Below are 25,251 nucleotides of genomic sequence, written 5' to 3'. Positions count from 1 at the left end.
CCGAGGCTAGCAATCCCCGGTTGGCCCCGAAGCCGGATTGCCTCGCCTGGATAAACCCGGACGCAATCTGGGAAACAGCCCGGATTGCGTCGGGCTGATCCGGGCGACGGGGCTGCGCCAACTTGCAGGAAGCGGGCCTTCTCGCGGTTAAACTGCCTCCGGCACATCCTCGCTGCTGTCCAGCGCCACCTGGCGGATCGACAGGCGGATCTCCGCCGGCAGCACGCGCTTGGCGGCGCCTTCGGCGAGTTCGCCGAGCAGCGGGTGGTGGCTGAGTTTGCCGGCCGGGTCCTGGCGCAGTACGCCCTGGCCCTGCAGGGTCTGGATGAAGTGGCGGAACAGGCTCTTGTCGAAGAACTCCGGGGCGTTGAGGCCGTGGAGGATCGACAGGCGCTGGGCCATCACGGTGCACAGGTCTTCCAGTTCCTCGGCGCTGATCGCATGCTGGCCGGCGTTGAGCAGCAGCGCGGTGGCCATGTAGAAGCGCTGCAGGGTCTGGGCGATGGTGCGCGAGAGCAGGGTCAGCAGGACGAAATGCCGCGAACTGGGAACCGGGCGCACATAGACGTCGGCCTCGAAGCTGAGCAGGCCCTGTTCGACGAAGGCCGCCAGCCATTGGTCGACCACCGCATCCAGCTGCTCCAGGTCCCAGCAGAGGAACAGCTCGGCCTGCAGGTAGGGGTAGAGCGCGCGGGTGTAGCGCAGGATCTGTTCGCGACTCATCCGCGCGCTGCTCTGGAAGAAGCTGGTCAGCAGCGCGGGCAGGGCGAAGATGTGCAGCACATTGTTGCGGTAGTAGGTCATCAGGACGGCGTTGTGCTCGTCCAGATAGAGGATCTTGCCCAGCGCATCGCGCTGTTCGGCGAGCAGATCCATGCCCTGCACGTATTCGATCAGCGCCTGGCCGTCGCCTTCCGGCAGGGTGGTGTGCGGTGAGTAGGGCACGCGACGCAGCAACGCCAGATAGAGGTCGAGCACCCGTGCCAGGGCGCGCTCGTCGAGGGCCAGCTTGCTGGTGGAGAGCAGCGCCAGGGCCACCAGGTTGACCGGGTTGATCGCCGCCGCTTCGTTGAGATGTTGCGCCACACGCTGGCCGAGCCTGTGGGTGGCCTCGTTCAGCCAGTCGGGGCGGTAGTGCGGGGCGAGTTCCTGGCGGCGCCAGTCGGGTTGCTCCCGGTCGAGGAATTCCGCCAGCTTGATCGGCTCGCCGAAGTTGACCCAGACCTGGCCGAAACGCTGCTTGAGCGCACCTATGACCTTGAAGACGTCGAAGATCGACTCCTTCTTCTTGCTCGCCCCGCGCAGTTCGCCGAGGTAGGTGCGGCCTTCCAGCACGCGTTCGTAGCCGACATACACCGGCACGAACACCACCGGCAGGCGGTGGCTGCGCAGAAAGCTGCGCAGGGTGATGGCGAGCATGCCGGTCTTCGGCTGGAGCATGCGTCCGGTGCGCGAGCGCCCGCCCTCGACGAAGTACTCGACCGGGAAGCCCTTGCTGAACAGGGTATGCAGGTATTCGTTGAACACCGCGCTGTACAGCGGGTTGCCCTTGAAGGTGCGGCGCATGAAGAAGGCGCCGCCGCGGCGCAGCAGGCCGCCGATCAGTGGCATGTTGAGGTTGATCCCGGCGGCGATATGCGGCGGGGTCAGGCCGTTGCGAAACAACAGGTAGGACAGCAGCAGGTAGTCGATATGGCTGCGGTGGCAGGGCACGTAGATCACCTCGTGACCCTGGGCAACCTCCTGCACGCCTTCGATGTGATTGACCCTGATGCCGTCGTAGATCTTGTTCCAGAACCAGCTGAGCAGCAGTTCGAGAAAACGGATCACCGTATAGGTGTAGTCCGAAGCGATTTCGTTGCCGTAGCGCAGGGCCATGGCTTCGGCTTTGTGCAGGGTGATGTTTTCACGCTCGGCGTGCTCGATGATCGCCTGACGTACCTGCGGGCCATGCACCAGGCCCTTGACCAGGTTGCGCCGGTGCGACACGTCGGGGCCGATGACCGCGGTCTTCTGGTTGCGAAAGTGCACCCGCAGGATGCGCTGGATCATGCGCAGGGTGCGTTCGTGGCCCTTGTCCTGTGCGACCAGTTCACGCAGCTGGATGGGGCTTGAGAACTGCACGCGGGTCTTGCGCCCCAGGATCAGGATGCTGGCCAGGCGGCGCAGGCGCCCGGTGACTGCCCAACTGTCGGCGAACAGTAGCTTCCAGGCGCTGGTCTCGCGGTCCGGCGACTGGCCCCAGAACACGCTGACCGGGACGATCTGCGCATCGTCCACGGCATGCTGGGCAAGGGCGCTGACCAGGCGCTGCAGGGTCGGCGAAATGCCGCGCTTGTCCTGGCGGCCGAGCCAGTCCGGTTCCGGGGTCAGGTAGAAGAACGCCGCCGGCTCCAGCAAATCGCCCACCGCGACCGGCAGTACCGGGCGCGGCAGGCCAGCCTTGCGGCACTCCGTATCGACCACCGCCAGATCGGTCAGCGACGGCAGTTGCAGTACATAGAACACCGGCTTGCTGCGGTCGAGCTTGAGGCTGAAGGCCGACTGGTTGATGGTTTCCGAACGCACCCAGAGGTACAGCAGGCGGCGCAGGGTACCGAACACGAGGCGGCGAAACGGGGAGCGGGTCATACGGAGTCTGCTGGCTGTGCAAACGAGCGATTGCTCGGGGCGGCTAGTGTGCCGGATCGCTGGCGTGCCGGCAAAAGCTTGTCATGAGCCGATGGGTCGATGCGTTGGGGTAGGGGCGCAGCGAGTAGGTCGGGTTAGCGGCGCAGGCCGCCGGATTATCGGTGGTCGCGTCATTCGAGCGCCGTGTAACCCGACACGACGTCAGCAGGCACGCCGCCATGATGGGTTACGCCGCGCCTGAAAGGTTGTCCTGCCAGGCATCGCCTGGGCGGCTGACCTACGCGGCCCGATCCATCCTGCGGGCTACGCCGGAGGCTGTGACTTCCGGGTTCTTGGCTTGCACTGTCGGCGCCGGAGTCCTTATAGTCCCGCCGGCATTAAAAGACCGTTTCGCTGCTCTACGGGCCGCGAGCAGGACCTGTTACCGCACGGGTGAGGGACCATGATCGAGATAAGCAAGCTAACCAAGCGTTTCGCACAGCACACTGTGGTGGACGACCTGTCCTTTCGCGTCGAGCGGGGGGAAGTGTTGGGGTTCCTCGGCCCGAACGGTGCCGGCAAGTCCACCACCATGAAGATGCTCACCGGTTTTCTCGCGCCGACGTCCGGCACGGCGAGCATTCTCGGCTTCGATATCCAGAAAGATACCCTCAAGGCCCAGCGGCAGATCGGCTACTTGCCGGAAGGCGCGCCCTGTTACGGGGACATGACGGTGCGCGGTTTCCTCGAGTTCATCACCGAGGTGCGCGGCTTCAAGGGGGCTGCGAAACGTGAGCGGGTGGCCAAGGCGGTGGCCCAGGTCGAACTGGAGCAGGTGCTGGAGCAGTCGATCGAGACCCTGTCCAAGGGCTTCAAGCGCCGGGTCGGTCTGGCCCAGGCCATCGTGCATGATCCCAAGGTGCTGATCCTCGACGAACCCACCGATGGCCTCGACCCGAACCAGAAGCACCAGGTGCGCAAGCTGATTCAGAGCCTGGCCCACGACAAGATCGTGATCATCTCCACCCACATTCTCGAAGAGGTTTCAGCCGTGTGTACCCGTGCGGTGGTGATCGCCCACGGCAAGCTGCTCGCCGATGGCACGCCGCTGGAGCTGGAAAGCCGCTCGCGTTATCACCAGGCGGTGACCCTGGTGGCCGAAGAGCCTCTGGATAGGGTGGCGCTGGCGGCATTGCCGGGCGTCATCGGGGTGGAAGATAACGAGCGCGAGCACAGCCTGAGCGTGCTGGCCAAACCGGGCGAGGTGATCTTCCCGCAGGTCAATGCGCTGATCGCTCAGCGCGGCTGGCGGGTCAAGGAGTTGAATGTCGAACGTGGTCGGCTGGACGAAGTGTTCCGCAGCCTGACCCGGGGGGAGGTGCTATGAGGCAGTTGCCGGTGCTGTTCAAACGCGAGCTGGCGAGCTACTTCAGCACGCCGCTGGCCTATGTGTTTATCGTGATCTTCCTGGTCCTGTCCGGGGTGTTCACCTTCTACCTGGGCGGTTTCTTCGAGAGCGGTCAGGCCAGTCTGGCGCCGTTCTTCGCCTTTCATCCCTGGTTGTACCTGTTTCTGGTGCCGGCGATTGCCATGCGCCTGTGGGCCGAGGAGCGCAAATCCGGCACCATCGAGCTGCTGATGACCCTGCCGATCACCCGTTTCGAGGCGGTCACCGGCAAGTTCCTCGCGGCCTGGGCCTTCGCCGGCCTGGCGTTGCTGCTGACCTTTCCAATGATCATCACCGTCAACTACCTGGGCGAGCCGGACAACGGCGCGATCATTACCGGCTACATCGGCAGTTGGCTGCTGGCCGGTGCCTACCTGGCCATCGGCTCGTGCATGTCGGCGCTGGCGAAGAACCAGGTGATCGCCTTTATCCTCGCGGTCAGCGTGTGCTTCCTGTTCATCGTCAGCGGCTTTCCCATGGTGCTCGACGGCTTCAGTGGCTGGGCGCCGCAGTGGCTGATCGACGCGGTGGCGTCGCTGAGCTTCCTGACCCGTTTCGATGCCATCAGCAAGGGCGTGATCGACCTGCGCGATTTGCTGTATTTCCTCACCCTGATCGCCGCCTGGTTGGCTGCGACTGCGGTGGTCATCGACCTTAAGAAAGCCGACTGAGGGTGCCCATGAAAAAGCTGATGGTTTCCGGCGCCGGGCTCGTCCTCATCGCCCTGGCGTTTCTCGCCTTCAACCTGTTTTCCAGTCTGAGCCTGACCGGCGCACGCCTGGACCTGACCGAGCAGAAGCTCTACACCATCTCCCCCGGTACCCGGCAGATTCTTGCCGAGCTGGACGAGCCGGTGGAGCTGAACTTCTTCTACTCTGACAGCGCCTCCAAGAACCTGCCGGCGCTGCGCACCTACGCCAAGCGCGTCGAGGAAATGCTCAAGGCCTACCAGCGCGAGGCGGGCGGCAAGCTCAAGCTGAAGGTCATCGACCCGGCGCCGTTCTCCGAGGACGAGGACCGGGCGGCCGAGTTCGGCCTGCAGGCCGTTCCCCTGCAACAGGGCGGCGATTCGCTGTACTTCGGCCTGGCCGGCAAGAATGCCGAGGGCGATACCCAGGTGATCCCGTTCTTCGCCCTGGATCAGGAGGAGTTCCTCGAATACGAACTCAGCCGTCTGGTGCAGAGCCTGGCCAAACCCGAGCGTCCGGTGGTCGGCGTGCTGTCCGGGCTGCAGATCAGCGGCGGCTTCGACATGCAGGCACGGCAGCCGACGCCGCCGTGGATGCTGATGGAGGAAATCCGCCAGCTGTTCCAGATCGAGAGCCTGAAGAGCGATGTCGACCTGATCCCCGAGCATGTCTCGGTACTGCTGCTGATCCATCCCAAACAGCTGTCGGAGCAGACCCTTTACGCCATCGACCAGTTCGTCCTGCGCGGCGGCAAGCTGCTGGCCTTCGTCGATCCGTTCAGCGAAGCCGACACCCAGGCCGAGATGCCGGGTGAGATGGTCATCGACAAGTCCTCCGATCTCGAACCGTTGTTCAAGGCCTGGGGCCTGCGCCTGGTGCCGGGCCAGGTGCTCGGCGATGGCTCCTATGCCATGTCCGTGAGCATGGGCCAGGATCGCCGGCCGGTGCGCCATGCCGCCTGGCTGAGTCTGCCGAAGAAGGCACTGGATCAGGACGACATCAGCACCGCATCGCTGGAAACCATCACCGTGGCCGCCGCCGGCATGCTCGAGCCGCTGGAAGGGGCGAAGACCCGTTTCATGCCGCTGATCCAGAGTTCGCAGTACGCCATGCCCTTCGACGTCAAGCGCTTTGGCATGCTGCAGAACCCGGAAGAACTGATCCGCGAGCTGGAGCCGACCGGCGAGCGCTACACCCTCGCTGCACGTATCGACGGCCCGGCGCAGTCGGCCTACCCGGACGGCATCGAGGGGCGCAAGGACGGGCTCAAACAGGCGGATAACATCAACGTCATCGCCGTGGCCGATACCGACATGCTCACCGACCGCATGTGGGTGCAGGTGCAGGATTTCTTCGGCCAGCGCATTCCGCAGCCCTGGGCGGACAACGCCGGCTTCACGATCAACGCCCTGGACAACCTGGCCGGCTCCGAGGCGCTGATCAGCGTGCGCTCGCGCGGACGCTTCACCCGTCCGTTCGAGGTGGTCGAGTCGATCCAACGCGAGGCCGAGGTGCGCTTTCGCGAGAAGGAGCAGGTGCTGCAGGCGCGGCTGGCGGAGACCGAGCAAAAGCTCGCCGCCCTGCAGCGCAGCGACGACCCGAACAAGGCACTGGAGCTGACCCCGGAGCAGCAGGCCACGGTGCAACAGTTCCTCCAGGAGAAGCTGAAGATCCGCAAGGAACTGCGCGAGGTGCGCTACCAGTTGAACGCCGATATCGAGGCGCTGGGGCGCACCCTGAAGTTCGTCAATATCGCCCTGGTGCCGTTGCTGCTGACCCTTGGAGTGCTGGCGCTGTGGCTGTGGCGGCGGCGCAAGCACGGCTGACAGACCGTTGGAAAACTACCTGCGTTGCCCCCTCCGGATAAACGAGAGGGGGATTAAACGCAGGCTCGGCAAGCCGCTTGCGGCTAATGCGCTTTAGCGAGGTCGCCTAGGCCGTGCGCACCGGGCACCCGGTTGTCAGTGGTGCGCACAACCTAGGCGGCCCCGCGCACCCTACACAGGCCAGCAGCAGCAGCTTGAGCAATGATTATTGCGAGACGGCACACTAGTGTTGTCCGTTGAATGCCTGCATCAGTTGCGCGGCCAGTGCCTCGATGGTGTCGTCGCTGTTACCGCCGCGTAGCAGCTTGATGTGGTACTGGCCTAACGGCAACAGACCATGCTCCTCGCCCAGGCACTTCAGCGGCGGTCTGATCAGGCTGCGCGGAAAGGGGGCCACGGCCAGGTCGGCAATCATCGTCGCTTCCTGTCCTGCACACTGTTCGCAGGTGTAGGCAATGCGATAGGCCCGTCCGCTGCGGTCGAGGGCGTCGAGTGCAGCCCTGCGCCAGGCGCATCCGGGGTTGGCCAGCGCCAGCGGCAGGGGCGAACGCTGCACTGCCAGGCCGCCATCACGCCCGGCCCAGACCAGGTCCTCGGTGTGGATGATTTCGCCGCGTGATTGGTCCAGGTTTTCGTTGCCGGTTTCGATCAGTGTCAGGTCGAGTTCCCCTGCATCCAGCTTCGCGACCAGATCCACGCTACGGCCCACGTACACCTCAACCATCACGGCGGGATGGATGCGGGCGAACATGCTCAACACGCTTGGCAGGACTCGGGTACCGATATCGTTCGGGGTGCCGAAGCGCACCTTGCCGGACAAGGCAGGGATCAGGAAATGGGAGACTGCCTCCTCGTTGAGTTTGAGCAGACGCCTGGCGTAGCCCAGGAGAACTTCGCCGTCCGGGGTCAGCTGAACCCGACGGGATTCACGCACGAACAGGCTGCGCCCGATGGTTTCCTCAAGGCGCTTGATCTGCATGCTGACCGCGCCGGTGCTGCGGTATACCTGAGCAGCGGTGCGCGTAAAGCTGCCGCTTTCAGCGATGCCGATAAAGGTCTTGAGCACGTCGGCTTCCAGCAACGGCAGGGTTTGTGGTGGGAGCGAGCGAGCGGGTTCGTTCATCTTTGCCTTCAGTTTTTCTAAACTAAGTGTTTTGTATTAGTCGTTTGATTGAACGATAGGCGCGATTCATCCTCGTGACAAGTCATCTTGATACCGGCATTGCGGTACTCGATGTGGGGTCAGTGCGGTAGCGAGGAGGTGCGTCATGTCCCATTCAAAGGAGTGCAAAACCCGGCAGGATAATTCGGTCGACATGCCAGAGTTCTACATGCCGGCGATGTGGCCGTTCGATCTGCAGAACTTTATCGTGGACTGCTGGGCGGCCTGGCGTTGGCGGCGACAGATGCGTCGTTTGCTGCAGGAGGAGGCAAGTGGCCGTGCCCGCCTTGGCAGCGCCAGGGCAGCGCCAGGGCAGCAGTGGCGCATGGTGCGCAAGAGCGGCTGACGGTGATTGCCGCGCGCTTTGCCGCGCGGCGCCGGCTGCGCAGGGGGGAGATGCCGTGAAAAAATTCCTGCCTACAGCGGCTGCCTCTGCGAACGCCTCCAAGCGCCCTCAGCTGAGGTTGTGCTGCGAGCGCCTGGAGACAGCCACGCGACGGCGCTCGATATTTTCACAGCCTCTGAGTGACGCCTCACACCTGCGCGGGTTTGTCAGGGCTTGCGTGCGATCAGCACGGCGCGGGTCGGCGCCGGCAGGCCTTCGAGGGTGCGGCCATGGTCGGCCGGGTCGAGGAATTCCGGCAGCGACTGGAAGCGCATCCACTCGGTGGCGCGTTGTTCTTCTACCGAGGTGGTGTTGACATCCACGCAGCGCACGTCGACGAAGCCGGCGCGGCGCAGCCACAGTTCCAGTGCCGGTACCGAGGGCAGGAACCAGACGTTGCGCATCTGCGCGTAGCGGTCTTCGGGCACCAGCACCTGCTGGGCGTCACCTTCCACCACCAGGGTTTCCAGCACCAGTTCGCCGCCCTTGACCAGGCAATCTTTAAGATCCAGCAGGTGGTCGATCGGCGAGCGCCGGTGGTAGAGCACACCCATGGAAAATACCGTATCGAAGCCCTGCAGCTTGCCCGGCAGTTCCTCGAAGGCCAGCGGCAGATGCCAGACCGGCAGATCGGGCAGGTAGTGCTTGATCGCGAGGAACTGGCAGAGGAACAGCCAGTTGGGATCGATGCCGACCACGCTGTCGGCGCCGGCCCCGAGCATGCGCCACATGTAATAGCCGTTGCCGCAGCCAACATCCAGCACGCGCTTGCCGGCCAGGTCGAGGTAGGGCGCCACGCGCTGCCACTTCCAGTCCGAGCGCCATTCGGTATCGACATGCACGCCGAACAGCTCGAAAGGGCCTTTGCGCCAAGGGATCAAGCCCTGCAGCGCGCTGTTCAGTTCGCCGCGGCTGGTTTCATCGCAGGCACCGCCGAAGGTGAAGGCAGTCAACAGCTCCAGTTGTTCGACGTTCAGCGCAGGCAATGCCTGAACGGCGCCGTACCAGCGCTGCAGGTCGCCATGGCCGATGGCCAGTTTGGCGTCGATCTGTCCGGGCAGGCCAGCTGACCAGTCTTGCAGTGGCGTTCCAGCCAATTGCGCTTGGAGGGCATCGAGGTCGAGGCGGTTGATCATGGCAGGGCAATCAAAGAGGCGAAGTTGAGGCACTGAAACCAGGGCACCACCTTGCTGAAGCCGGCGGCCAGCAGGCGTTCGCGGTGCTGCTCCAGGCTATCTGGCAGCATGACTTTTTCGATGGCGCTGCGTTTCTGGGCGATTTCCAGTTCGCTATAGCCGTTGGCACGCTTGAAGGCGATGTGCAGGTCGCCGAGCAGCTTATGTTGCTCGGCATCTTCGAAGCGCAGTTTTTCCGAGAGGATCAAGGCGCCGCCAGGCAACAGGGCCTGGCGAATCCGGCCAAGCAGGGCCAGGCGCTGTTCTGGCTGGATGAATTGCAGGGTGAAATTCAGCGCCACCAGCGAGGCCGGCTGGAACGCCAGGCCGAGAATGTCGGCCTTGATCACCTCGACGGGCAACAACTCCTGGAACATCGAATCCTGGGCATGCAGGTATTCGCGGCAGCGTTCGACCATGGCGCTGGAATTGTCCACCGCAATGACCCGGCAGTCTTCGACCTGTACGTGGCGGCGCAGGGCCTGGGTCACCGCGCCGAGGGAGCTGCCGAGGTCGTAGAGCACACTGTGCGGCTGGGCGAACTGGCCGGCGAGTACGCCGATGTTCTCGACGATGGTCGGGTAACCGGGCACCGAGCGCTTGATCATGTCCGGGAACACCCGCACCACGTCCTCGTTGAAGGCGAAGTCCGGCACCTGGGGCAGGGGCTGGGCGAAGAGACGGTCGGGCTGTTTTTTCACGGTGGTTCCGCGCGAGGTCGAGAAAGCCGGCGATTTTAACGTGAAAGTCGCGCAGCGACGACGGCCTTGTGTCCTTCTCCTGCAGGGCACAGCTGGTGCATGGCGCGGAGCGAAGGCAGCCCTGCTTCCCGGGCCTTGATATTTCGTACCATCTTGCGGCGTGCCGCCCAGCCCTGAGCGGCATCCAGGATCACTTCAACTGATCGGAGAAATACTCACCGGCGCCCTGCAGCGGACCCAGCGGGTTGCGTTTGACTTCGAAATGGCGAATGTTCGGTTCGCCATTGCTGACCTTGTGCACCAGGGTGTCGTCGACCAGTACGAATACCGCGCGGAACGACCAGCCCTGCATCGCCCGCTGTTTACGGAAGTTGAACACATCGGCCCAGAAACTGCCGACCCGCTGGGTATCGGTCTTGGTGAATTCGAAGGCATAGCCGATGCAGCGATCCTTGGCTTCCAGGCATCGCACCAGACCGTCCGGCAGGTAGGCGATGGGGATGTTCGGCTGCACGAACATCAGCCGTACGTCGATGAACGAGAGCATTTTGCCGTTGCCCTGGGCCAGCGGATCAAAGCCCAGGGAGAACAGTTCGGCGCGACTGGTCATGCCATTGACGGCCTGGGAATAGCGCATTTCCGCATCCAGGTAATCGATGAATGGTGACTGCACTTCGGCTCGTTCGCTGGGTAAAAGGCTGCCGCATCCACTCAGCCAGAACAGCGTCACGACCACTACTGCTTCACGCCATAGCCGCGTCATGTGGTTTCCCTCGAAAGTAGATCCCGTCTATTTGCTATAGCCGAATAAACCGGGTTCTGCTTGCCTCACGGGGACAACACTCACTGCATGATCTGCGTCGGCAATCTTCTCCAGGGCCCGCGACAAGGCCGTAACGGCCGGGCAGGGCGGTCGAGCGGGTTTACTTGACCCGGATCGGGCAATCGAATGTTTTTGCCGGGGCGACCTCGGTTTCCCAGGGGCGCTGATAGGTCAGCAGCAGGTGGCCTGCGCCTGCCTGTCTGGCCTGGAAACGCCAGGTCGATTGGCCGGCACTGCCAATCAGCCCCGCGTCTTCCGGGTTGCTGTAGACCTCGGGGCCGAGGCTGTCGAGCAGGCTGCTGGCGCCGTCGCGCAGCACCCAGCGGAAGCCCGTGGTGGGGTTGCTCGGCAGGGTCAGGATCAGGTGCTGGCCGCTGCGCAGGCTCAGCGGACACTGACTTTGCTGGTGCAGGCTCAGGCTACCGGGTTGGTGAGCACAGCCGCTCAACAAGGCGAGGCCGAGCGGCAGCAGCAAGCGGTGGGCAGTCGGCATGGTGAACTCCTGTGGTCGGCAAACGCCTGCCAGCATAGCCGCTGTGCGGGGCAAGACGTAAGTCGCCGAGGGCTTTTGTCGCCGAGATTCATGGCGCAGGCGCAGCGCAATCCAGGGCCGCTATCCCGGCTACGGGAACTGGGTCGGGTGGATGGCGTCTTGTTCGTCGCATAGCCTTTTGTTATGTACGGCTGCTGGAGGTAGATACACATCGTAGGAGCGGGGGGGCGCCTGGTTCCCATGCCCGCGAAACCCATCGCGGCCATGGGCCGCTCCTACGGCGCTGACCTCATTCAACACCCAGGCTCATTGCCAATAAAAGGGCTATGTGCCCGTTAGGTGTTGCATGTAATGGGTAATGTGCGGAATGCGCGCCAGCGTAGGATCGGTATACATCGTAGGAGCGGGCCATGCCCGCGAAGCAGCTATCGCGGCCATGGCCCGCTCCTACGGTGCTGACCTCATTAAACATGCAATGGGGGCATAGGCTTTATCCATCCACCATCGCCATTGGTGGATGGATAAAGCGCCATCCACCCGATCTCGCAGAGCTTGCATCGGAACACGGGCTCTACGGCGGCTAGTCGAACAACACCTTGGCCACATCGCTGTAGCGCTTGGCGAAGTGCACGGTCAGGCCTTCCCTGAGGTAGTCCGGCAGCTCCTCGTAGGAGCCGCGGTTGGCTTCCGGCAGGATCAGCTCGAAGATCTTCTGCCTGCGCGCGGCTATGACTTTCTCGCGCACCCCGCCAATCGGCAGGACCTGGCCGGTGAGGGTCAGTTCGCCGGTCATCGCCACGCCTTTTTTCGGCGCCTGGTTGCGCGCGATCGAGAGCAGGGCGCTGGCCATGGTCACCCCGGCGCTGGGGCCGTCCTTGGGCGTGGCGCCTTCGGGGACATGCAGGTGGACGAAGGCCTGGTCGAAGAAGCTCGGGTCGCCGCCGAACTGTTTCAGGTGTGAGCTGATGTAGCTGTGGGCGATTTCCGCCGATTCCTTCATCACCTCGCCCAGTTGGCCGGTGAGCTTGAATCCGCGATTGAGGGTGTGGATGCGCGTCGCCTCGATCGGCAGGGTCGCGCCACCCATGCTGGTCCAGGCCAGACCGGTGATCACGCCGACCCCGGACAGCACCTGCTCGCGGCGGAACACCGGCATGCCCAGGTAGGCTTCCAGATCCCTGGGGCCGATTTTGACCTTGCTGGCGGGGTCGTCGAGCAGCTTGACCACCGCCTTGCGCACCAGCTTGCCGAGCTGTTTTTCCAGCTGGCGTACCCCGGCTTCCCGGGCGTAGCCCTCGATCAGCGCCTTGAGGGCGGCATCGCTGATGGCCAGGCGATTCTTCGGTACGCCGGCCTTGGCCAGCTGCTTGGGCCACAGGTGGCGCTTGGCGATCTGCAGTTTCTCCTCGGCGATGTAGCCGGACAGGCGGATCACCTCCATGCGGTCGAGCAGGGGGCCGGGGATCGAGTCCAGGGTGTTGGCGGTGCAGATGAACAGCACCTTGGACAGATCCAGGCGCAGATCCAGGTAGTGGTCGAGGAATGCGACGTTCTGCTCCGGGTCGAGGGTCTCCAGCAGCGCCGAGGCCGGGTCGCCCTGGTAGCTGCTGCTGAGCTTGTCGATTTCGTCGAGCATGATCACCGGGTTCATCACCTCGACCTCTTTCAGCGCCTGCACCAGCTTGCCGGGCAGGGCGCCGATATAGGTGCGGCGGTGGCCCTTGATCTCGGCCTCGTCACGCATGCCGCCGACGCTGAAGCGGTAGAACGGGCGGCCGAGGGATTCGGCGATCGACTTGCCGATGCTGGTCTTGCCCACTCCGGGCGGGCCGACCAGCAAGACGATGGAGCCGGCGATCTCGCCCTTGAAGGCGCCGACGGCGAGAAACTCGGTGATCCGTTCCTTGATGTCGTCCATCCCCGCGTGGTGCTGGTCGAGCACCTGGCGCGCGTGCTTGAGGTCGAGCTTGTCCTTGCCGAACACGCCCCAGGGCAGCACGGTGGCCCAGTCCAGGTAGTTGCGGGTGACCGCATACTCGGGCGAGCCGGTTTCCAGGATCGACAGCTTGTTGAACTCTTCATCGATGCGTTTGCGTGCCTGTTCGGGCAAGGTCTTGCCCTCCAGGCGCAGCTCGAACTGTTCGATGTCGGCGCTGCGGTCGTCCTTGCTCAGACCCAGTTCCTGCTGAATGATCTTCAACTGCTCCTTGAGGAAGAACTCGCGCTGGCGATCACCGATCTGCCGATTGACCTCCGCCGACAGTTCTTTCTGCAGGCGTCCGACTTCCACTTCCTTGCGCAGCAGCGGCAGGACTTTCTCCATGCGCTTGAGCATCGGCACGGTATCCAGTACTTCCTGCAAATCCTTGCCGGGGGCGCTGGTCAGGGCTGCGGCGAAGTCGGTCAGCGGCGAAGGGTCGTTGGGGCTGAAGCGGTTCAGGTAGTTCTTCAGCTCTTCGCTGTACAGCGGGTTGAGTGGCAACAGCTCCTTGATCGCATTGATCAGCGCCATGCCGTAGGCCTTGACCTCGTCGCGCGGGTCGGCCGGGCTTTTCGGGTATTCGACTTCCGCCAGGTACGGCGGCTTGCGGCTGAGCCAGCCGCGGATGCGCACGCGGGTCAGACCCTGGGCGACGAATTGCAGTTTGCCGCCTTCCTCGCTGGCGTGGTGCACGCGCACCAGGGTGCCGTGTGCGGGCAGGCTGTCGGGGTCGAAACTGGCGCCGTCAGTCGGTGGGTTGTCCATGTAGAACAGCGCCAGGCACTGGTGCGCGGTGTTGGCGACGCGTTCCAGAGTCTTGCCCCAGGGATCCTGGTTGACGATTACCGGCAGCACCTGGGCGGGGAAGAAGGGCCGGTTGTGAATCGGGATCACATACAGCTTGTCCGGCAATTGCTGGTCGGGCAACGCCAGGCCATGGCTGCCATGACGGTCCTGCTCGGTTTCGCTGGCTTGGTCTGCGAGGATTTCGATGTCCTGTGGCTCGTTCATGCGGCACCTGTAGTTGCACGTTAACTGCTACATGGGGCAATGCATGACGCTTTTCAATCAGCTCGGTGCGATGCGGCTCTCGAGGGCATGGCGCAAGTCGCTCAAGCGAGCGTCGATCAGCGGGGTGAGCAGGGCAAAGTAATCCTTGGGCTCCCGGCGAGCCTCGCTGGCGTCTATCAGCTCCCGCTGCAGGCGTTGCAGCAGGCTGTGCAGGGGTTCCGTGTGGGCGGGGTCGTCGAGCTGCTGGCACAGCTCGCGCATCTGCGTTTGCAGGCCGGTTGGACAGTGGCTGTAGTTGGCTGCGCGCATCGCCAGGCCACGCAGGCGCGCCAGGTCTTCCAGGTGGCGGAACGCCGGTCCCTGGCCATGCAGTGCCGGCGAGTCGTGCAGGCTCAGGCGCTCCTCGAGTTGCTCGATGACCGTCAGCAGGGCTTCGATCATCCGGCTGTGGGCCTCGAAGTCGGCCGGATTGCGCCGCAGCTGCGGCCAGTCCTGCTGCAACGGCGGCAGTTGCAGGCTGGGGCCTGGCCAGTTCAGCCAGAGCTGGTCGAGTTGACGGGCCAGGGCGTTGCGTTGGCTGACGCTGGCGATGTCCTGCTGCGCCCCCAGGCCGCGGTGCTTCTGCAGGGTCTGCAGCAGTTCGAGGGTGCGCAGCAGGGTGGTGCTTTGCAGGTGGCCGAGCGCCAGCTGGTGGCGTCGAGTGGCGCGCTGGCTGAGCCACTGGCCGAGCAGAAACAGACCCGCGGCCAAGGCGAGGGCGATGCTGAGTTCCATTGGTGAGTCCCGGATGGGCACAGAGTGCATTAGGGGAGTGCTAGCAACTCTCCTGCCAGTTAAGGCAAACCCGCTCTGGCGGGGGGGAGGCCGGGCAGCCGGCGTTGGTCGCTGCTCCATTATTGTGCGCGCGCCGCTTTTCTCGGCTGTTTTGGTGCGTCTTTGCCGCGTCTGCCGCAAGCTGCAGCGTGTGGGTTGGCGGGATACTCCCCGCCGCTGGTCGCGGGGGGTGACGGCGAGCCGTACAACTGGTTAAAGTGCCAGTACACGTCTCGGAAATGTCGTTGCAATGCTCAAAGCACGCCTGCTGCGCCTGGATGACCAGGCCCACGAACACACCCACGATCACCACCAGTTGGTGCTGTCGCTGACCGGTCGTGCGGAGTTCGAAGTCAACGGCCGTGGCGGCGAGGTGTGTCGCATGCGCGCTTGCCTGGTACCCGGCGATGCCGATCACCAGTTTGCCGGCATGGGTGACAACCGCATGCTGATCATCGACCTGGATGAGCAGGGCACCTCCAGCGAAGACCTGGCCCTGCTGACCCATCTGTTCGAGACGCCGCGTTACCCGCAACTGGATGCCGACTTTCAGAACCTGCTGAGCTACGCCGGTGCCGAACTGGAACGCTATGGCAGCGACCCGCTGCTGGCACGCGCCCTCGGCGGCGTGCTGCTGCGTGCGCTGCACCTGCGCCTGTTCGGCGAGCAATCCGCTCGGGTGCCGGGGGCACTCAATCTCGAACGACTGGACGATTACATCGTCGAGCACCTGGCGCGGCGCATCAGTGTCGCCGAACTGGCCCAGGTCGCCTGTCTCAGTCCCAGCCATTTTCATGCGCAGTTCAAGGACAGCGTCGGCCTGACCCCCCATCAATACCTGCTGAAGACCCGCCTCGACAGTGCTTCCCGGCTGCTGCGCGAGAGCGGTCTGCCCCTGATCCGCATTGCCGAGGAATGTGGCTTTTCCAGCCAGAGCGCGCTGACCAACGCCATGCGCCGCTACCTCGGTCTGACTCCCAAGCGGGTGCGCGCCGCCCAATAACGCACCGTCCCCGACGGTTGCACGCAATGCTAATGCGTGATCTTCTGCGCGCGTCCGGCTAGTCTTGTCGAGATTCAACCGGTGTCGCCTGGTCCTTTCGATGGTTCCCAGGTCGAGGCCTCGACGCGGGAACCATCGAATTCCTATCGTGGTGCAGTTGGCGCCGAGCATGAGTGATCCGCATGAGCAAACATTTTCTCGATCCATTGCGCGCCGGCTTGCTGGGCATGCTCTGCTCGCTCAGCCCGGCGCTGTGGGCTGCCAGCCTGCAGGCCGAGCTGGTCGATGCCCAGGGCCAGCCGTTGGCGGGTGCGGTGCTGACCTTGCGCGGGCCCTTGGGGGCGGAGGCCGAGCCCGCGGCGGCGCTGATGGATCAACAGGCCAAGCAGTTCGTGCCGAACGTGCTGGCGGTGCGTAGCGGCACCACGGTGGCCTTCCCCAACAGCGACAACATCCGCCACCACGTCTATTCCTTCTCGCCGGCCAAGCACTTCGAGCTGCGCCTGTACCAGGGCACGCCCAGCGAGCCGGTGCTGTTCGACAAGCCCGGTGCGGTGGTGCTCGGCTGCAATATCCACGACTGGATGGTCGGCTACGTCTATGTCACCGATGACCCCTGGTTCGCCGTGAGCGACGCCCAGGGCCGGGTGCAGTTCGATAGCCTGCCGGTCGGCAGTTACGCCGTCAGCCTGTGGCACCCGCAGGTTCCCGACATGCTGTCGCAGGCCGCTGGCGCGCTGGTGCTGGACGAGCAGCCCAGCCAGCAGCGCTTTACCCTGGCCACGCAGGCACCCGCCGCGGTCAGCCCGGCGGCGCCGTCGAGTGCCTTTGGCGATGCCTTCAAAAAAGCGGCGCGCGATGCTGCCCAGTAGTTTTCAGGCGCGCATCACCAGTGTGCTGATCCTGCTGCTGCTGGTGGTGGTCGGCGCGCTGTATTTCGCCGTGCAGACCGCCACCAGCGTGGCTGTACGCAGCCAGGCGCGGGAGCAGTTGGATGTCGGTACACGGGTCTTCGAGCGACTGCTTGATGTGCGTGGTCGGCAATTGCACGACGCGGTGCAGGTGTTGGCCGCCGACTTCGGTTTCAAGACGGCGGTGGCCAGCGGCGATCGCGCCACCATTCGCTCGGCGCTGGCCAATCATGGCGCACGGATCAATGCCGACGCGGTGATGATGCTCGGCCTCGATGGCAGCCTGGAAGTGAGCACCGACCCGCGCATCAGCGGGCCGACCGCCGCGCGCCTGAGTGCCCAGGTGATGGCGCTGCAAAGCGACGGCGTGCAGATTTTTCTGCTGCCGATCGGCGACAGTATCTACCTGTTGGTGCAGGCCGCTGTCAGCGCCCCGCTGCCGATCGCACGGGTGATGATGGGCTTCCAGGTGGACGAGGCCTTCGCTCGTGAGCTGCGCGCCCTGACCCTGCTCGAGCTGACCCTGATCGCCAGACAGGATGACCAGCCGGCGATCTGGATCAGCACCCTGTCCGCTGCCACGCAAGCGTTGCTGCAGGACGACATCGCGGTCGAGCTAGCCGCTTCCGACGACATGATGCTGATCGGTGCAGAGCGCTATCTTGGCCAGCGCCTGGTGCTCGCCAGTGGCGATGGCTTTCAGGTCCAGGCCCTGCTGCACAAGTCCATGACCCAGGCGCAGCAGGCCTTTGCCCCGCTCGATCGCAATATCCTGTTGATCGCCCTGGTCGCGTTGCTGGCCTCGCTGGGCGGTGCCTTGCTGCTGGCGCGCACCATCTCCAAGCCGGTAAAGCGCCTGGCGGCCGTGGCCGAGCGGGTGGGCCAGGGCGACTACCAGATGCCTCTCGAGCTGCACCGCAGCGATGAGCTGGGTAGCCTGGCCAAGGCGTTTCACCACATGCAGCAGGGCATTGCCGAGCGTGAGCGGCAACTGGCGCACAACGCCCTGCATGATGCGCTGACCGGCCTGCCCAACCGCACCCTGGCGCTGGAGCGGCTCGGCAGTGCGATTGCCGCCGAGCGGCCAACGGCGCTGCTGTATGTCGGCGTCGGCAACTTGCGTGCGCTCAACGACAGTTGTGGCCCGGGCGCCAGCGACCTGGCCCTGCAGCAGCTCAGTCAACGCCTGCAAGCCAGCCTGCGTCCCGGCGACAGCCTGGCTCAGCTGATGACCAGCGAGCTGCTGCTGTTGCTGGAAAACAGCGACGGCGACAGTGCGGTGGTGGTCGGCGACCGCTTGCAGCAATTGCTCAGCCAGCCCTTGCGCATCGGCACTCAGGAGGTCGTGCTGGATTGCTGTGTCGGCATCGCCGCCTACCCGGCCGATGGCGAAACCGCGGATGACCTGCTGCGCCGCGCCAGTATCGCCATGCAGGACGCCGCGCAACTGCCCGGCCGCCTGCAGATGTACGAGGTGGGTCGCGACGCCGCACATCAGCGGCAGATTCGCCTGATCCGCGACCTGCGCCTGGCCCCCGGCAACGCCGAACTGCTGTTGCATTACCAGCCCAAGCTGGATATCGCCGCCGGCCAGGTGCGTCAGGCCGAAGCCCTGTTGCGCTGGCAGCATCCGCAACTGGGCATGATTTCGCCGGGCGAATTCATTCCCCTGGCCGAGCGTACCGGCAGCATCCAGAGCCTCACCGCCTGGGTGATCGAAGAGTCCCTGCGCCAGTTGTGCGAGTGGAATGGCCGTGGCCTGCGCGTGCAACTGTCGCTGAATATCTCCACCGAGGATCTGATCGACCCCAGGTTGCCGATCCGTGTCGGCCAGTTGCTGGCGCGCTACCAGGTGCCGGCCGAGCAACTGATTTTCGAGGTCACCGAAAGCGGCGTGATGGTCAATCCCACGCTGGCGTTGCAGGTGCTGCATGACCTGCACGACCTCGGCATCAGCCTGTCGGTGGACGATTTCGGCACCGGCTACTCCTCGTTGACCCAGCTCAAGCGCATGCCGGTACAGGAGCTGAAGATCGACCAGTCGTTTATCCGCGACCTCGATGACGCCAGCGAAGATGCGGTGATCGTCCGCTCGACCATCGAGATGAGCCACAGCCTGGGTCTCAAGGTGGTCGCCGAGGGCGTCGAGCTGGCCTGCAGCCTGCGCTTGCTCGAGCACTGGCAATGCGATGTCGCCCAGGGTTACCTGATCAGCCGGCCGCTGCCGGCCGAAGCCTTCGAGGCCTGGCTCGCCCAGCCGCTGCCGGCTGCCGTGCTGAAGGTGTCTTGAGCCGACGCCGCCCGGCGTCAGCTGCTTGTTCTTGTCCGCGCATCTGGCCACAGATGCGCGCGTAGGAGCGGGGGGACGCCCAGTTCCATGCCCGCGAAGTCGGGCGACTGGCTGACAGGCCGGTTAGTCGCTGCCGACGTGCGCGGCTTCAGCCGCAACGTCAGCAGCGAACGCCTAAATCCGCCCCCACCACGAAACTCGATTTGCTCACCGGCTCTGCTGGCAAAGTGGGCGCTTGTCCAGGCTCGGCCGCGGCTTGCCAAGCCCCTGAATTGCAGACATTTAAGGGTACTCGATGGCTTGTCCGGGGGCGGCAAACCCGGTGTGAAATCTTATGCCCGGCCGGCTTTCTTTGCGGCTGATTGCGCTCACGGTTTTTACATTGAAGCGGGCAGTCGTTTGACATCGAAGCATTCCTGTCCAAGACTTCCGTTCGATTAATGTCAGTTAAGTGGCATGTTTTGCGAGTCTGTCTGACGAAAACCAAAAGATAAGGGAAAGATGATGCGATCCATTAATTCCAGATCGAAGTTTCTCATCGGGACGTTGACCGCCGCACTCGGTGGCCTGTTTGCAGTGAACGCCAGCGCAATTACATTGATGGAGGCGAAAGAGAAGGGCTTCGTCAATGTGGCCGTGGCCAATGAAATTCCTTATGGCTACATTAACGCCCAGGGTGAAGCGGAAGGGGCAGGGCCGGTCGTGGCCACGGCAGTCCTCAAACGCATGGGTATCGATGAGGTGCAGTGGGTCGTGACCCAGTTCGGCTCGCTGATTCCGGGACTCAAGGCCAATCGTTTCGACATGGTGGCGGCGGAGATGGCGATCCTGCCCGAGCGCTGCAAGGCGGTGATCTATTCGCAGCCCAACACCAGTTACGGCGAAGGCTTGCTGGTGCAGAAGGGCAATCCCCATGACCTGCATGGCTACAAGCAGTTCGCCGAGGGCGATATGAAGGTGGCCATCATGGCCGGTGCCGACCAACTCGAGATGCTGCAGAAACTGGGTGTGCCCGAGTCGAACATGGTCACCATCAACAGTAACTCCGATGCCATCTCCACCGTCTCCACCGGCCGCGCCGCGGCCTATGCCGCCACCGGCCTGACCGCCAGCAATCTGGCCGGGATGAGCGATGCGGTGACCCTGGCCGATCCGTTCGAAGACCCGGTTATCGACGGCAGCGAAGTGCGCAGCTGGGGCGGGTTTACCTTCGCCAACAGCTCCAAGGAATTTCGCGATGCCTTCAATGCGGAACTGAGCAAATTCAAGCAGACCGACGACTGGAAGGAAATCCTGCAGAAGTACGGCTTCACGCCCGCCGATATCAAGGGCTCATTCGCCAAAACCACCGAACAGCTGTGTAGCGCCGAATAAGGCAAGTGGCGCCGCCCCTGCTCTTGCGGCGCCCTTCTCCAACTCCGAGCGTCTGGAGGTGCACAGTCCATGTGGGATTATCTGCCGACCCTGATGCAGGGGGCATGGATCACTGTGGAGTTGACCTTCTGGTCGACCCTGGCTGGTGCCCTCTGTTCCTTCGTTTTCGGCCTGGGTCGCCTTTCCGCCAACCCCCTGCTGAAAGCTGTTTCCGTCTCCTATATCGAAATTTTCCGTGGCACCTCGCTGCTGGTGCAGATGTTCTGGATCTTCTTTGCCCTGCCGTTGCTGGGGGTGCACCTGTCACCGTTCACTGCCGGTGTTCTGGCGTTATCGCTGAATATCGGTGCCTATGGTGCCGAAGTCGTCCGTGGCGCCGTGCAGTCCGTGCACAAGACTCAGCTCGAGGCCGCCAAGGCACTGAATTTCACCGCGCGCCAGAGCATGTGGCGTATCGCCTTGCCGCAGGCGCTGCCGGAGATGATGCCGTCCTTCGGTAATCTGGCGGTGCAAAACCTCAAGGACACGGCGCTGGTGTCGCTGATCACCCTCAGCGACCTGGCCTTCCGCGCGGAAAACCTGCGCAATCTCACCCAGGACAGCACGACCATCTACAGCCTGACGTTGTTCATCTATTTCGGCCTGGCCCTGGTGCTGAGTGCCCTGATGAAGCTCGTCGAGCATTGGGTCGGACGCTGGCGCAGAGCGGGGGCTCGCTGATGCTGTTCGGCTACCATTGGGATACCAGCTCGCCCTGGGCCTTCGCCATCTCCATCTTGCCGATTCTCCTGCGCGGCATGATCGTCACCCTGCAGGCCGCCGCGCTGGGCTTCGTCATCGCCGCCATCCTCGGGCTGATCTTCGCGGCATTGCGCGGTGTGCCCTCGCGGTTGGTCTCCTGGCCGACCATGTTCATCGTCGAATTCTTCCGTGACACGCCACTGCTGGTGCAGTTGTACTTCCTGTACTTCGTGCTGCCCGAATACGGGCTGCTGCTGCCGGCGTTCATGACCGGCGCGGTGGCGCTCGGCGTGCAGTACAGCGCCTATATGTCGGAGGTCTATCGGGCTGGCCTGGAAGCTGTGTCCCGCGGCCAGCGCGAAGCGGCCAGGGCGCTCAACCTGCCGCCGGCGCATACCTTTATCAAGGTGATTCTGCCGCAGGCGCTGCCGCGGATTATCCCGGCGCTGGGCAACTACCTGATCTCGATCATGAAGGATGTGCCGGTGCTGTCCGTGGTGACGGTGGTGGAGATGCTCAGCGTCGCGAAAATCATCGGCGACCGCACCTTCCAATACCTGATACCGCTGACCATGGTCGGCGCGCTCTACCTGATCCTGACCCTTCTGGCCGCTTATCTGGTACGGACCCTGGATGTCCGTTTGCCTAAACGAGGAATACCGTTGAAATGACAGATACCCTGGTTCGCTTCGAGAACGTGACCAAGCGCTTTGGTGATTTCACCTGCCTCGACAACCTCAATTTCGAGGTGAAACGCGGCGAAAAGGTCACCATCATCGGCCCCTCCGGCTCGGGTAAATCCACCGTGTTGCGGGTGCTGATGACCCTCGAGCCGATCAACTCGGGCGTCGTCTATGTGGACGGCAAACCGCTCTGGCATGAGGAGAAGAACGGCAAGCTGGTGCCGGCCAGCGAAGCTCACCTGCGCGAGATGCGCCGCAACCTGGGCATGGTGTTCCAGCAGTTCAATCTGTTCCCGCACATGACGGTGCGGCGCAACATCACCGAAGCGCCGGTCAGGGTGCTCGGCATGTCCCGCAAGGAGGCCAACCTGCGTGCCGAGGAGCTGCTGGAGATGGTCGGGCTGAGCGACCAGGCTGATAAATTCCCGCCGCAACTGTCCGGCGGCCAGCAACAACGGGTCGGGATCGCCCGGGCCCTGGCCATGCGCCCGCAGGTGATGCTGTTCGATGAGCCGACCAGCGCCCTGGACCCGGAACTGGTGGGCGAGGTGCTCAAGGTCATTCAGCGCCTGGCCGAGGAACACGACCTGACCATGCTGCTGGTGACCCATGAGATGGACTTCGCCCGGCGCATCTCCGACCGGGTGTGCTTCTTCGACCAGGGCGCGATTCGCGAGGAGGGCACGCCCGAGCAGATCTTCACCGAGCCGAAGAACGACCGCACCAAGGCATTCCTCCACGCCGTCCTCCATCCGGAAGACTGAAAGGCTGTGACAACACTCCCGCCTCCATGAAACGGAGGCCTAAGCGCCGACCCAGTGACTCGAGCAACCTGCGATCCGTCGGGATTCACTCGGCGCAGGCCGTGCGCCACTGATTTGAACTGGCGCGACGCATCTCCGGCAGGCGGTCGCTAACCCGCAGGCCATGCACCGGGACGACCTGAACCAGTCAACTGCGAGCGTTTCAGTCGAGATAAACCAACAGATGTGCAGCGCCCTGGCATTGGCCCGGAGCATGGCCGGGCTCGCAGCGAGGACGGCGACCATGTGCACCAGACCGCGCGAGCCGACTGGCGTCGCCCGATAGGCTCAGAGAGGCGATGCCGGCCTGGCGTTTTGCGCGCAAACCGCTTCGCCAACGTGCTCCCGGGCATTGCGCCGGGAGACCAGCCACACGCCCGCCAGCACCAGACCGGCACCGGCCAGTTGCGCGAAGGAAACCGACTCCGAGAGCAGCAGCCAGCCGAACAGAATCGTCAGTATTGGGCCCAGTGTGCCGATCAGCACGGTGCGCGCCGCGCCTATATGACGAACCGCCGCCGACTGCCAGAACACCGGCAATACCGTGGAGAACAGCGCCATCGCCGCGCCATACGCATAGACCGGCGCGGGCTGGATCAGGGCGGAAAACGGCTGGGTGGCGAGGAAGTGCAGCTGCGTGGCGACGGTGGAAACCAGAATCGCCAGCGCAGCGAAGCGCAGGGTGCCGAGACGATGCACCGCGATCTCTGCCCCGGCGCTGTACAGTGCATAGGACACGGCGGAACCGAAAACGAAGGCCGCGCCGATCAGCACGGCGTTGCTGTCATCTGCCACCTGCAGGTCGTGGGAGAACGCCAGGCCGATGCCGGCATAGGACAGCAGCAGCGCACCCACTTGGCGCCGTTCCAGGCGTTTGCCCATGGCGAGTACGCCGATCAGTACGGTGATGGTCGGGTAGATGAACAGAATCAAGCGCTCGAGCCCCGCCGAGATGTACTGCAGGCCGATAAAGTCGAGGATGCTCGCGCCGTAGTAGCCGAGCAGGCCCAGCGCGATCAACAGGCCCCAATCCTTGCGCGTCAGCGGCGGCGCGGAGCGGCGCAGCGACAGGCAGACCCAGAGCGCGACCGGCAGGGCGAAGGTCATGCGCAGGGTCAACAGGGTGACCGCATCCACGGGCGCGGCGGCATAGGCCAATTTGACGAAAATCGCCTTGAAGGAAAAGCCGAAGGCCGCGAGGATCGCCAGCACGATGCCCACTCGTTCGGTCGACCAGGTTTTCCATGGCATCGTGGTTGCATCCCAAAGAGTTGTCTTGAAACGAATGATGAGGGGCGTATAACCCTTGTAGAAGTGGCTTATTGGCAACCCATCGTTCGGATTTGACCAACTCTATGCAATATGACCTGACCGACCTGCGTCTTTTCATCGCAATTGCCGAAGCCAGGAACCTGACCCGTGGCGCCGAGCGCGTACATCTGGCGCCGTCTTCGGCCAGCCACCGCATGCGTCTGCTGGAAACTTCGATCGGCACCGCACTGCTGCTTCGCGAGCCGCGTGGCGTCAGCCTGACCCGCGCCGGCGAAGCCCTGCTGCGCCACGCGCGCCAGGTGTTCGCTCAGCTCGAACAGATGCATGCCGACCTCACGCCCTACGCCAAGGGCGTGCGCGGGCATGTCAGCCTGTGGGCCAACACCCACGCCACCCATACTTTCCTGCCGGACAGTCTCGCGACCTTTTTAAAGCGTCACCCGCAAGTCACCATCAGCCTGGAGGAGCACACCAGCCCCGAAGTGGTCATGGCCGTGGCCCGCGGCGAGGTCGATGTCGGTGTGGTGGCGGATCTGGTCGAAGGCGCCGAAGTCGAACTCATTCCCTACCGCGCCGACCGCCTGGTGCTGATCGCCCCCGCCGACCACCCGCTCGCGCAACGGGCCAGCACGCGCTTTGCCGAGGTTTTGGATGACCCCTTCGTGATGCTGCATGCGGGCTCGGCCATCCACACCTTCACGATGAACACCGCGGCCGCGCTCGGCCGGCATCTCGAAGTGCGCATCCAGGTGCGCAGCTTCGAGGCCGTTTGCCGAATGGTCAGCGCCGGCGTCGGCCTCGGCATGGTGCCCCTGAGCGCCGTATCGGCAGGCGCCTCACACGCCCCTCTGGTCGTCGTCGAACTCGAGGAACCCTGGGCGCAGCGGGACTTGCAGGTGTGCGTGCGCAAACGTGAGTCGTTGTCCCCCTTCGCCGCCGAGCTGGTGGCCTCTCTGACCGAGGGCAGGGTGGGGTCAGCGCTGGGCGTTCAGTCATGAGGGCGCTCCGCACCGCCAGCTGGATGTTCGGGCAATTGGCCGCGCATTCGGCTTGACCCT

At 63.9% G+C, this 25,251-nt stretch carries 21 protein-coding genes; 12 read left to right on the top strand and 9 right to left on the bottom strand.

Features of this window, described 5'->3' with window-relative positions; all coding sequences use genetic code 11:
- Positions 1-147 precede the first annotated feature (147 nt).
- Positions 148-2,631, bottom strand: coding sequence for a glycerol-3-phosphate 1-O-acyltransferase PlsB (gene plsB, locus R3355_RS01600; RefSeq protein WP_318959781.1), 2,484 nt, complete (start codon positions 2,629-2,631; stop codon positions 148-150).
- A gap of 442 nt (positions 2,632-3,073) precedes the next feature.
- Here plsB and R3355_RS01595 point away from each other — a divergent pair, with 442 nt between their 5' ends.
- From R3355_RS01595 to R3355_RS01585, 3 genes are read left to right on the top strand one after another with little or no spacing between them, the layout of a single operon-like run.
- Positions 3,074-3,997 carry an ABC transporter ATP-binding protein gene (locus tag R3355_RS01595; RefSeq protein ID WP_318959780.1) on the top strand — a complete coding sequence of 308 codons (924 nt, stop codon included), beginning with the start codon at positions 3,074-3,076 and terminating at the stop codon, positions 3,995-3,997.
- The gene (locus R3355_RS01590) at positions 3,994-4,728 is read left to right on the top strand and encodes an ABC transporter permease subunit (protein ID WP_318959779.1); all 735 of its coding nucleotides are present in this window, start codon (positions 3,994-3,996) and stop codon (positions 4,726-4,728) included. Before R3355_RS01595 ends, R3355_RS01590 begins: the two co-directional genes overlap by 4 nt.
- Positions 4,729-4,736: 8 nt before the next feature.
- Positions 4,737-6,572 (top strand): GldG family protein, encoded by a 1,836-nt coding sequence (locus R3355_RS01585; protein WP_318959778.1) that lies wholly within the window; start codon positions 4,737-4,739, stop codon positions 6,570-6,572.
- A gap of 223 nt (positions 6,573-6,795) precedes the next feature.
- Here the strand turns inward: R3355_RS01585 and R3355_RS01580 are convergent, their stop codons facing one another.
- Positions 6,796-7,695 (bottom strand): LysR family transcriptional regulator, encoded by a 900-nt coding sequence (locus R3355_RS01580; protein WP_318959777.1) that lies wholly within the window; start codon positions 7,693-7,695, stop codon positions 6,796-6,798.
- 145 nt (positions 7,696-7,840) lie between these two features.
- On the opposite strand from R3355_RS01580, the gene R3355_RS01575 reads away from it, so the two are divergent.
- On the top strand, positions 7,841-8,080 hold the full coding sequence (locus R3355_RS01575; RefSeq protein ID WP_318959776.1) for a hypothetical protein: 240 nt from the start codon (positions 7,841-7,843) through the stop codon (positions 8,078-8,080).
- Positions 8,081-8,286: 206 nt separating this feature from the next.
- Here R3355_RS01575 and cmoB read toward each other — a convergent pair whose 3' ends face one another.
- From cmoB to R3355_RS01545, 6 genes are all read right to left on the bottom strand, one after another.
- Complete coding sequence (cmoB, locus tag R3355_RS01570) at positions 8,287-9,255, bottom strand: tRNA 5-methoxyuridine(34)/uridine 5-oxyacetic acid(34) synthase CmoB (protein WP_318959775.1); 969 nt, start codon at positions 9,253-9,255, stop codon at positions 8,287-8,289.
- Positions 9,252-9,995, bottom strand: a complete 744-nt coding sequence (gene cmoA / locus R3355_RS01565) for a carboxy-S-adenosyl-L-methionine synthase CmoA (protein ID WP_318959774.1) — start codon at positions 9,993-9,995, stop codon at positions 9,252-9,254. The genes cmoB and cmoA overlap by 4 nt, the downstream gene beginning before the upstream one ends.
- Positions 9,996-10,185: 190 nt before the next feature.
- Positions 10,186-10,758, bottom strand: coding sequence for a hypothetical protein (locus R3355_RS01560; RefSeq protein ID WP_318959773.1), 573 nt, complete (start codon positions 10,756-10,758; stop codon positions 10,186-10,188).
- Between the two features lie 160 nt (positions 10,759-10,918).
- Entirely contained in the window at positions 10,919-11,311 is a 393-nt protein-coding gene (locus tag R3355_RS01555; RefSeq protein ID WP_318959772.1) for a protease inhibitor I42 family protein, read from the bottom strand.
- A gap of 580 nt (positions 11,312-11,891) precedes the next feature.
- Positions 11,892-14,303, bottom strand: coding sequence for an endopeptidase La (gene lon / locus R3355_RS01550; protein ID WP_318959771.1), 2,412 nt, complete (start codon positions 14,301-14,303; stop codon positions 11,892-11,894).
- Positions 14,304-14,360: 57 nt separating this feature from the next.
- Positions 14,361-15,077, bottom strand: coding sequence for a hypothetical protein (locus R3355_RS01545; RefSeq protein WP_318959770.1), 717 nt, complete (start codon positions 15,075-15,077; stop codon positions 14,361-14,363).
- 289 nt (positions 15,078-15,366) lie between these two features.
- Here R3355_RS01545 and R3355_RS01540 point away from each other — a divergent pair, with 289 nt between their 5' ends.
- The 7 genes from R3355_RS01540 to ehuA all read left to right on the top strand — a co-directional run bounded on the left by R3355_RS01540 (position 15,367) and on the right by ehuA (position 22,882).
- Positions 15,367-16,119, top strand: a complete 753-nt coding sequence (locus R3355_RS01540; protein WP_318959769.1) for an AraC family transcriptional regulator — start codon at positions 15,367-15,369, stop codon at positions 16,117-16,119.
- A gap of 182 nt (positions 16,120-16,301) precedes the next feature.
- Positions 16,302-16,991, top strand: coding sequence for a methylamine utilization protein (locus R3355_RS01535; protein WP_318959768.1), 690 nt, complete (start codon positions 16,302-16,304; stop codon positions 16,989-16,991).
- Positions 16,978-19,320 (top strand): putative bifunctional diguanylate cyclase/phosphodiesterase, encoded by a 2,343-nt coding sequence (locus R3355_RS01530; RefSeq protein WP_318959767.1) that lies wholly within the window; start codon positions 16,978-16,980, stop codon positions 19,318-19,320. Before R3355_RS01535 ends, R3355_RS01530 begins: the two co-directional genes overlap by 14 nt.
- 501 nt (positions 19,321-19,821) lie before the next feature.
- Complete coding sequence (gene ehuB / locus R3355_RS01525; RefSeq protein ID WP_318959766.1) at positions 19,822-20,694, top strand: ectoine/hydroxyectoine ABC transporter substrate-binding protein EhuB; 873 nt, start codon at positions 19,822-19,824, stop codon at positions 20,692-20,694.
- Between the two features lie 69 nt (positions 20,695-20,763).
- Positions 20,764-21,414 carry an ectoine/hydroxyectoine ABC transporter permease subunit EhuC gene (gene ehuC / locus R3355_RS01520; protein ID WP_318947594.1) on the top strand — a complete coding sequence of 217 codons (651 nt, stop codon included), beginning with the start codon at positions 20,764-20,766 and terminating at the stop codon, positions 21,412-21,414.
- Positions 21,414-22,106, top strand: coding sequence for an ectoine/hydroxyectoine ABC transporter permease subunit EhuD (gene ehuD, locus R3355_RS01515; protein ID WP_318959765.1), 693 nt, complete (start codon positions 21,414-21,416; stop codon positions 22,104-22,106). Before ehuC ends, ehuD begins: the two co-directional genes overlap by 1 nt.
- The gene (gene ehuA / locus R3355_RS01510; RefSeq protein ID WP_318959764.1) at positions 22,103-22,882 is read left to right on the top strand and encodes an ectoine/hydroxyectoine ABC transporter ATP-binding protein EhuA; all 780 of its coding nucleotides are present in this window, start codon (positions 22,103-22,105) and stop codon (positions 22,880-22,882) included. The genes ehuD and ehuA overlap by 4 nt, the downstream gene beginning before the upstream one ends.
- A 327-nt stretch (positions 22,883-23,209) precedes the next feature.
- Here ehuA and R3355_RS01505 read toward each other — a convergent pair whose 3' ends face one another.
- The gene (locus tag R3355_RS01505) at positions 23,210-24,172 is read right to left on the bottom strand and encodes a DMT family transporter (RefSeq protein ID WP_318959763.1); all 963 of its coding nucleotides are present in this window, start codon (positions 24,170-24,172) and stop codon (positions 23,210-23,212) included.
- Between the two features lie 104 nt (positions 24,173-24,276).
- On the opposite strand from R3355_RS01505, the gene R3355_RS01500 reads away from it, so the two are divergent.
- Positions 24,277-25,191 (top strand): LysR substrate-binding domain-containing protein, encoded by a 915-nt coding sequence (locus tag R3355_RS01500; RefSeq protein WP_318959762.1) that lies wholly within the window; start codon positions 24,277-24,279, stop codon positions 25,189-25,191.
- Positions 25,192-25,251 lie beyond the last annotated feature (60 nt).

The organism is Pseudomonas sp. (assembly GCF_033723075.1).
Taxonomy (GTDB): Bacteria; Pseudomonadota; Gammaproteobacteria; order Pseudomonadales; family Pseudomonadaceae; genus Aquipseudomonas.
Note: the sequence above shows the minus strand (reverse complement) of the source record. Positions and strands in the feature narration are given on the sequence as shown.

Excerpts from the sequence above, each read along its gene's own strand:
- cmoB (WP_318959775.1), bottom strand. The coding sequence starts at position 9,255 with ATGATCAACCGCCTCGACCTCGATGCCCTCCAAGCGCAATTGGCTGGA.
- R3355_RS01590 (WP_318959779.1), top strand. The coding sequence starts at position 3,994 with ATGAGGCAGTTGCCGGTGCTGTTCAAACGCGAGCTGGCGAGCTACTTC.
- R3355_RS01535 (WP_318959768.1), top strand. The coding sequence starts at position 16,302 with ATGAGCAAACATTTTCTCGATCCATTGCGCGCCGGCTTGCTGGGCATG.
- R3355_RS01585 (WP_318959778.1), top strand. The coding sequence starts at position 4,737 with ATGAAAAAGCTGATGGTTTCCGGCGCCGGGCTCGTCCTCATCGCCCTG.
- lon (WP_318959771.1), bottom strand. The coding sequence starts at position 14,303 with ATGAACGAGCCACAGGACATCGAAATCCTCGCAGACCAAGCCAGCGAA.
- R3355_RS01555 (WP_318959772.1), bottom strand. The coding sequence starts at position 11,311 with ATGCCGACTGCCCACCGCTTGCTGCTGCCGCTCGGCCTCGCCTTGTTG.
- plsB (WP_318959781.1), bottom strand. The coding sequence starts at position 2,631 with ATGACCCGCTCCCCGTTTCGCCGCCTCGTGTTCGGTACCCTGCGCCGC.
- ehuA (WP_318959764.1), top strand. The coding sequence starts at position 22,103 with ATGACAGATACCCTGGTTCGCTTCGAGAACGTGACCAAGCGCTTTGGT.
- ehuB (WP_318959766.1), top strand. The coding sequence starts at position 19,822 with ATGATGCGATCCATTAATTCCAGATCGAAGTTTCTCATCGGGACGTTG.
- R3355_RS01580 (WP_318959777.1), bottom strand. The coding sequence starts at position 7,695 with ATGAACGAACCCGCTCGCTCGCTCCCACCACAAACCCTGCCGTTGCTG.
- R3355_RS01545 (WP_318959770.1), bottom strand. The coding sequence starts at position 15,077 with ATGGAACTCAGCATCGCCCTCGCCTTGGCCGCGGGTCTGTTTCTGCTC.
- ehuD (WP_318959765.1), top strand. The coding sequence starts at position 21,414 with ATGCTGTTCGGCTACCATTGGGATACCAGCTCGCCCTGGGCCTTCGCC.
- R3355_RS01575 (WP_318959776.1), top strand. The coding sequence starts at position 7,841 with ATGTCCCATTCAAAGGAGTGCAAAACCCGGCAGGATAATTCGGTCGAC.
- R3355_RS01560 (WP_318959773.1), bottom strand. The coding sequence starts at position 10,758 with ATGACGCGGCTATGGCGTGAAGCAGTAGTGGTCGTGACGCTGTTCTGG.
- ehuC (WP_318947594.1), top strand. The coding sequence starts at position 20,764 with ATGTGGGATTATCTGCCGACCCTGATGCAGGGGGCATGGATCACTGTG.
- R3355_RS01500 (WP_318959762.1), top strand. The coding sequence starts at position 24,277 with ATGCAATATGACCTGACCGACCTGCGTCTTTTCATCGCAATTGCCGAA.
- R3355_RS01530 (WP_318959767.1), top strand. The coding sequence starts at position 16,978 with ATGCTGCCCAGTAGTTTTCAGGCGCGCATCACCAGTGTGCTGATCCTG.
- R3355_RS01540 (WP_318959769.1), top strand. The coding sequence starts at position 15,367 with ATGCTCAAAGCACGCCTGCTGCGCCTGGATGACCAGGCCCACGAACAC.
- R3355_RS01505 (WP_318959763.1), bottom strand. The coding sequence starts at position 24,172 with ATGCCATGGAAAACCTGGTCGACCGAACGAGTGGGCATCGTGCTGGCG.
- R3355_RS01595 (WP_318959780.1), top strand. The coding sequence starts at position 3,074 with ATGATCGAGATAAGCAAGCTAACCAAGCGTTTCGCACAGCACACTGTG.